Below are 6,093 nucleotides of genomic sequence, written 5' to 3'. Positions count from 1 at the left end.
GCCAGGCCTCGAGGTACAGCAGCCCGACGTGCACATTGCTGCGCAACCCCGCCGCAGTGACGGATCCGGGCGTCGACCGTACGTCTAGCAGCTGGTCGGCGGTGACGGTGACATCGTCTCGCTGACGGTCGACCTGGTTCGGCCGATCACCGAGGACCCCGTCGAACACTTCGCGGCAGAGCGGGACCAGGTCGGGATGCGCCACCCAGGAGCCGTCGAATCCGTAGCCTGCTTCACGTTCCTTGTCCTCGCGGACCTTCGCGAAGGCGCGTTCGTTAACCTCCGGGTCCTTGCGGCTCGGGATGAACGCGGCCATCCCGCCCATCGCGAACGCGCCGCGGCGGTGACACGTCTTCACCAGGAGCTGCGCGTAGGCCCGCATGAAGGGCGACGCCATCCCCACCACGTTGCGGTCGGGCAGCACGAAGTCGGCGCCCGAGTCGCGGAAGTACTTGATCACGCTGAACAGGTAGTCCCAGCGGCCCGCGTTCAGCCCCGAGGCGTGGTCGCGCAGCTCGTACAGGATCTCGTCCATCTCGAACGCCGCCGGGATCGTCTCGATCAGCACGGTCGCACGGACCGTGCCTTGCGGGATCCCGAGTCGTTCCTGGGCGAGGGTGAACACGTCGTTCCACAGCCGCGCCTCGAGGTGGCTCTCCATCTTCGGCAGGTAGAAGTACGGTCCGCCGCCGCGCTCGATCAGCTCACGCGCGTTGTGGAAGAAGTACAAACCGAAGTCGACCAGCGCGGCGACCGCCGGGCGCCCGTCGACCACCACGTGCCGCTCGGGCAGGTGCCAGCCGCGTGGGCGCATCACGATCGTCGCGAGTCGGACGTCCTCCCGCAGCCGGTACCGCGTGCCGAAGGTGAGCTTCTTGCGGACCGCGTCGGCGAGGGTGACCTGGGCGGAGACGACGTTGGCCCAGTGCGGGGTGCTGGCGTCCTCCAGGTCGGCGAGCCAGACCCGGGCGCCGGAGTTGAGCGCGTTGATCGCCATCTTCGCCTCGGCCGGGCCGGTGATCTCCACCCGCCGGTCGGTCAGGTCCGCGGGCGCCCCGGCGACGGTCCAGTCGCTCTCACGGACATCCCTTGTGGCGTCGAGGAAGTCGAGCCTGCCCGTGCGGGCGACCTCGGTGCGGCGCTCAGCGCGCGCGGCCACCAGCGCGTCGCGAGTGCCGCCGAAGCGGCGCTGCAGGTCGGCGACGAAGTCGAGGGCCGCCGGGGTCAGGATTTCGTCGCCGCGCTCGACGGGGGCGCCGTTGATCCGGATGTCAGTCACGTCAGTCCTTCAGGTCGGTGTTTCGTATCTCGAACAATAACTTTCGCCATACGAAATCGCCAGAAGTTTTCGCATCATGGAATGATGCTTCCGTGGCATCCTCAGACACCGAGAAGACCAAGGCATCCCAATCCGGTGGCGTGCAGTCCCTCGAACGTGCCTTCGACCTGCTCGAACACATGGCGGACGCGGGCCGCGAAGTGCCGCTCAGCGAGCTCGCGAAGCTCTCGGGCCTGCCGATGCCGACGATCTACCGGCTCGTCCGGACCATGGTCAACCGCGGCTACGTGCGCCAGGAGCAGTCCCGGCAGTACGCGCTCGGCCCCCGGCTGATCCGCCTCGGCGAGACAGCCAGCAGGCTCGTCGGCACCTGGGCGCGCCCGCACCTGACCCGGCTGGTCGACGAGATCGGCGAGACGGCGAACATGGCGATGCTCGACGGCGACGAGATCGTCTACGTCGCGCAGATCCCGTCGAAGCACTCGATGCGGATGTTCACCGAGGTCGGCAGGCGGGTCCTGCCGCACTCCACCGCCGTCGGCAAAGTCCTGCTCGCCCAGCTCCCCGAACGCCAGGTCACCGACCTGCTGCGGCGCACCGGGATGCCCGCGCACACCGAGCACACCATCACCACGCCCGCCGCCTTCGTCGAGCAACTCGCCGCGATCCGCGAGCAGGGCTACGCCGTCGACGACGGCGAACAGGAACTCGGCGTGCGATGCATCGCCGTCGCCGTCCCCAACGCGCCGACCATGACCGCGATCTCCATCTCCGGCCCGGCCGCCCGCGTCAGCGAATCCCGCTACGGCGAAGTGGTGCCCGCACTCAAGGGCATTGCCGCGGAACTGTCCGCCGCGCTGGGGTAGTCGCCACTGCCTATGATCAGCCGCGCGCGACCGGAACGAAACGGCCCGGACGTGCGTCGGAGTGCGAAACACAGGTCGTCAACTCGGGGGTAGCGCGTGGTCGCCCAGATGGACATCGACGGGGTGCGCCGGATCGCAGGCGACGCGCGCAAGGCGTTGGCCGCCGTGCCGCCCGCGACCGCCGGTGAGGAGCAGGTCAAAGCCGGGTCCGCGCTGATCCGCCACGAAGGCGCGACACCGACGATGAACACGATGGCCGAGCGGTTGCAGGAAGCGATCGCCGAGTTGTCCGCGCTCACCGACGACGTGATCGACGCCCTGGCGCGCTCGGCGGACCTGCTGGAGAAGACCGAGCAGTCCAACACGCACAGCCTCACCGCCCGGACTTGCTCATGACCACCCCCGGCCCCTGGACGTGGGACCTCGTCCTGATCTCCGACCCCGAGGGCGGCGAGCAGGCCGCCAAGGGGTTCGGCGCGATCGCCGCCAGTGCCGACGGCATCACCAACGTCATCGAGCAACTCGAACGCGCCCCCTGGGAAGGCCCGGCCGCCGAGGCCTACCGCGCGTACCTCAGCGAGCTGCGCGGGACTGTCCTCAAGACGATGGCCATCGCCGAGGACAGCCACCACGCCACCGTCGGCGCCGCGGGAACCCTTGAGGCACTGCGGAACCCGGCCACCGAGACCGCTGACGAGCTCAACCGGTTCCACGCCGCCGTCGACAAGATGAACGGGCCCAACAACGACGACCTGGACTTCGTCGAGGTCACCCAGGTCGCGGTGATGCGCGGTCAGGCGATGGGCGCGCTCGGCCGGGTCCGCGGCCAGCGCGATGAAGCGCTGAAGCTGCTGACCGAACTGCTCAAGGCGCAGGAGGAAACCCTCCTCGGTGTGCGCCCACCGCGCGGCCCGGACGCCTCGCAGATCGCCGACCCGGTGCAGCGCGCGGCCGTCGAGGCCCTGTCCGGCGAGATCGACGAGACGCTGAACAAGACCGGCGACAGCGAACGCGCCCGCGACTTCGCCGACAAGTTCGACAACGCCGACAGCGACCTCGCCCGCCGGTTGCTGCTGCTGCAGGCCGCCGACGACCTCACCGCAGCCGAACTCGACTACCTGCTCGACCACCTCGACACCGACGACCTGCACAACGCGATGGCCGTCGACTGGATGCCCTTCGGCGGCGGCCCCGAGGACACCGCCGCGCAGCGCGAGTTCTACAACAAGCTCGCGAGCAAGGTCGACCTCGACACCCTCAACGGTCTCGCCGATCAACTCCCCGAGGACTACTGGCACCCGGACCCGTACGGCGACATCCCGCAACTCGGCGACGACCTGCGCCCCGACGGCACGAACCTGAGCTGGCAGCCGCTGCCCGACGCGGGCAAACCGGTCACCGCCGACACGATCGACCCCAACGACGTGCAGCAGCGCGGCCTCGGCGACTGCCACCTGCAGGCCACCCTGTACTCGCTGGCGAGCACGCCGGAGGGCAGGCAGCAGCTCGCCGACAACATCCAGCTCAACCCCAACGGCACCTACACGGTGACGCTGTACCGCAACGACGGCACCCCGGTGCCAGTCGTGGTCACCCCCGACACCCCCGTGCAGCGCAACGGCGCCGGCTGGCAGTCGACCTACGACGGCAACCAGGCCAACTGGGTGCAGCTCTACGAGAAGGCCCTCGCCCAGACCAACGCGGAGCTCTCGCAGCAACCGTCGATCGAAAGCGGCCACGGGCAGAACGAGACCCGCGGCTACCCCGGCCTCAACGGCGGCTTCCCCGAGGAGGACATGGCCCGGGTCACCGGCGAACGCCCCGAGAAGGTCGACAGCCCCAACGTCACCGACGACCAGCTCCGCCAGATGGAACGCGACGGCAAACCGGTCACGGTCACCATCCTCGGGGAGGAGCCGTACAAGGACCCCAACGGCACCAACCTGGTCAACAACCACGTGTACTCGCTCGAACGCGTCGACTGGAGCACCAACCCGCCGACCGCGCACCTGCGCAACCCGTGGGGCAGCGAGCACCTCGCGATGCCGCTCAACGACCTGCGCGAGCACACGACGTACATGACGGTGGGGAAGTGATGGACGACTACACCAAGCACGTGGGCGCACCCCAGGGCCTGCTGATCCCCCTCGGCGGTGTCGCCACCGACCCCGACGGCGTGAACTACGCCGTCGCCGCCATCGACGGCGACACCGTCGAACTGCGCTGCTGGCACGGGGAGGAGCCCGCCACCACGGTCCACGCGGTCAAGGGTGTCCCAGTGCGGGTGGGGGAGCGCGACGTGCTGATCTCCGCGGTGCTGACCGAGGAGGGGAAGCGGCCATGGGTAGTGCTCGGACCCGCCTGACCGGCGCCCTGCTCGGCCTGCTCACTCTCACCGCGTGCGCCACCGTGGACTCAGGTGAGCCGATCCCGGCGAAGACCACGCCGCCGCCCACGACGACCACTGCCGCGCCACAGACCCACGGATACCGGCTGCCCCAAGGCGAACAGATCGTGCTGCACACCGGGAAGGCCGGCGCCGTCAGCATGAAGGTCGGCGACACCCTGGTCGTGCAACGCACCCGCGAGGTAGGCCAGCACCCCGACACCGCTGTCCTGACCCTCGCCGAGTCCCGCGAGGACGGCAAACTCGTGTTCCAGGCCACCGGCCCCGGCCGAACCACCCTCTACACCGAAGACCCCCGCCGCGCGGCGTGCACGTCCGACCCGTGTCCACCGGGAGCCGGCGCACCGCCCAGCGTGACTGTCGAGGTCACCTAGGCCGTGTTTCGAAGTCCTGACCAGCCAGCATCCCGAGTGATGCGCCGTATCGGCGTGTCGTTGATCAAATAGACGAGGTCTCCGGTAGATCGATCTACGACCAAGCAGATCGAGAACACCGGAGACCTCGTGGCCAGCGTAGCGGTGACGGGACGGGCGGACTTGACCGACGCGCAGTGGGCGGTGCTGGAGCCGTTGCTGCCGGTCGGGAAGAAGTCCGGCCGGCCGTCGCAGTGGACCAAACGGCAGCTCATCGACGGGATCCGCTGGCGGGCGCGAACCGGCGGACCGTGGCGGGACGTCCCACCCGCTTATGGGTCGTGGCAGGCGGTGTACGGGCTGTTTCGGCGGTGGCAACGCGCCGGAGTGTGGGCAGCGATCTTGGCACTGTTACAAGCGCGGGCCGATGCCATCGGGTTGATCACTTGGGATGTCAGCGTCGACTCAACCATCGCCCGCGCGCACCAGCACGCCGCCGGAGCGCGACGAGACGGGGATGCCCAGAAGGAACCACCCGGCGGAGTGGGCGAATCCGAGCCGGCTGATCACGCGCTGGGGCGGTCACGGGGTGGCTGGACCACCAAGCTGCATCTGGCCACCGAGCAGGCGCAGAAGCCGCTCTCGCTGGTCGTGACCGCTGGCCAGCGCGGCGACTCACCCCAGTTTCAGGTGGTGTTGGGGCGAATCCGAGTCGCTCGGGTGGGGTGTGGCCGGCCTCGCACCCGACCAGACCGGGTGCTGGCGGACAAGGCGTACGGCTCGCGGGCCAACCGTGCCTACCTGCGGGGACGGGGTATCCGGTGCACCATCCCGGAGAAGGCAGATCAGGTGCGCCACCGCAAGGCCCGGGGCCGAGCCGGTGGACGGCCCCCGACTTTTGACGCGGAGGTCTACAGGCAGCGTCACGCTGTGGAGTGCGGGATCAATCGCCTCAAGCGCAACCGTGCCGTGGCCGCGAGGTACGACAAGCTTGCCGTTCGATATGAGGCCACGGTTCAGGTCGCGGCGATCAACGAGTGGCTACGACTTTGAAACACGGCCTAGGGCCGAAGGGCCGCAGGCGGCAGCGGCCGGCAGGTTCAGCGGGTCGAAGCATCTGATCTTGGTACTCGTCAGGGGACTGATCGGGTGTGATCTGTCGTTGCCGTGTCACCCGTGGCAGCAGCG

At 69.1% G+C, this 6,093-nt stretch carries 7 protein-coding genes; 6 read left to right on the top strand and 1 reads right to left on the bottom strand.

The annotated features are described in order from the left end of the window. On the bottom strand, positions 1–1,270 hold a 1,270-nt coding region (gene aceB, locus ACRDSQ_RS24050; protein ID WP_431424210.1), incomplete at its 3' end, for a malate synthase A. 101 nt (positions 1,271–1,371) lie between these two features. Here aceB and ACRDSQ_RS24045 point away from each other — a divergent pair. The 6 genes from ACRDSQ_RS24045 (at position 1,372) to ACRDSQ_RS24020 (ending at position 5,958) form a co-directional block, all read left to right on the top strand. After that, positions 1,372–2,145 (top strand): IclR family transcriptional regulator, encoded by a 774-nt coding sequence (locus ACRDSQ_RS24045; protein ID WP_431424208.1) that lies wholly within the window; start codon positions 1,372–1,374, stop codon positions 2,143–2,145. Between the two features lie 96 nt (positions 2,146–2,241). Continuing rightward, complete coding sequence (locus ACRDSQ_RS24040; protein WP_431424206.1) at positions 2,242–2,541, top strand: hypothetical protein; 300 nt, start codon at positions 2,242–2,244, stop codon at positions 2,539–2,541. Further along, on the top strand, positions 2,538–4,241 hold the full coding sequence (locus tag ACRDSQ_RS24035) for a C2 family cysteine protease (protein ID WP_431424205.1): 1,704 nt from the start codon (positions 2,538–2,540) through the stop codon (positions 4,239–4,241). Before ACRDSQ_RS24040 ends, ACRDSQ_RS24035 begins: the two co-directional genes overlap by 4 nt. Next, a complete protein-coding gene (locus ACRDSQ_RS24030) occupies positions 4,241–4,510 on the top strand; it encodes a hypothetical protein (RefSeq protein ID WP_431424203.1) in 270 nt (89 codons plus the stop codon). The genes ACRDSQ_RS24035 and ACRDSQ_RS24030 overlap by 1 nt, the downstream gene beginning before the upstream one ends. Then, complete coding sequence (locus tag ACRDSQ_RS24025) at positions 4,486–4,926, top strand: hypothetical protein (RefSeq protein ID WP_431424202.1); 441 nt, start codon at positions 4,486–4,488, stop codon at positions 4,924–4,926. The genes ACRDSQ_RS24030 and ACRDSQ_RS24025 overlap by 25 nt, the downstream gene beginning before the upstream one ends. Positions 4,927–5,055: 129 nt before the next feature. Further along, positions 5,056–5,958, top strand: coding sequence for an IS5 family transposase (locus tag ACRDSQ_RS24020; RefSeq protein WP_431424201.1), 903 nt, complete (start codon positions 5,056–5,058; stop codon positions 5,956–5,958). The last annotated feature ends 135 nt before the right edge of the window (positions 5,959–6,093 follow it).

Origin of the sequence: Actinokineospora sp. (assembly GCF_050699995.1) — a bacterium.
Taxonomy (GTDB): domain Bacteria; phylum Actinomycetota; class Actinomycetes; order Mycobacteriales; family Pseudonocardiaceae; genus Actinokineospora.
Note: the sequence above shows the minus strand (reverse complement) of the source record. Positions and strands in the feature narration are given on the sequence as shown.

Bases quoted from the DNA above. Each gene is read 5' to 3' on its own strand.
- ACRDSQ_RS24035 (WP_431424205.1), top strand. From the start codon at position 2,538: ATGACCACCCCCGGCCCCTGGACGTGGGACCTCGTCCTGATCTCCGAC.
- ACRDSQ_RS24030 (WP_431424203.1), top strand. From the start codon at position 4,241: ATGGACGACTACACCAAGCACGTGGGCGCACCCCAGGGCCTGCTGATC.
- ACRDSQ_RS24025 (WP_431424202.1), top strand. From the start codon at position 4,486: ATGGGTAGTGCTCGGACCCGCCTGACCGGCGCCCTGCTCGGCCTGCTC.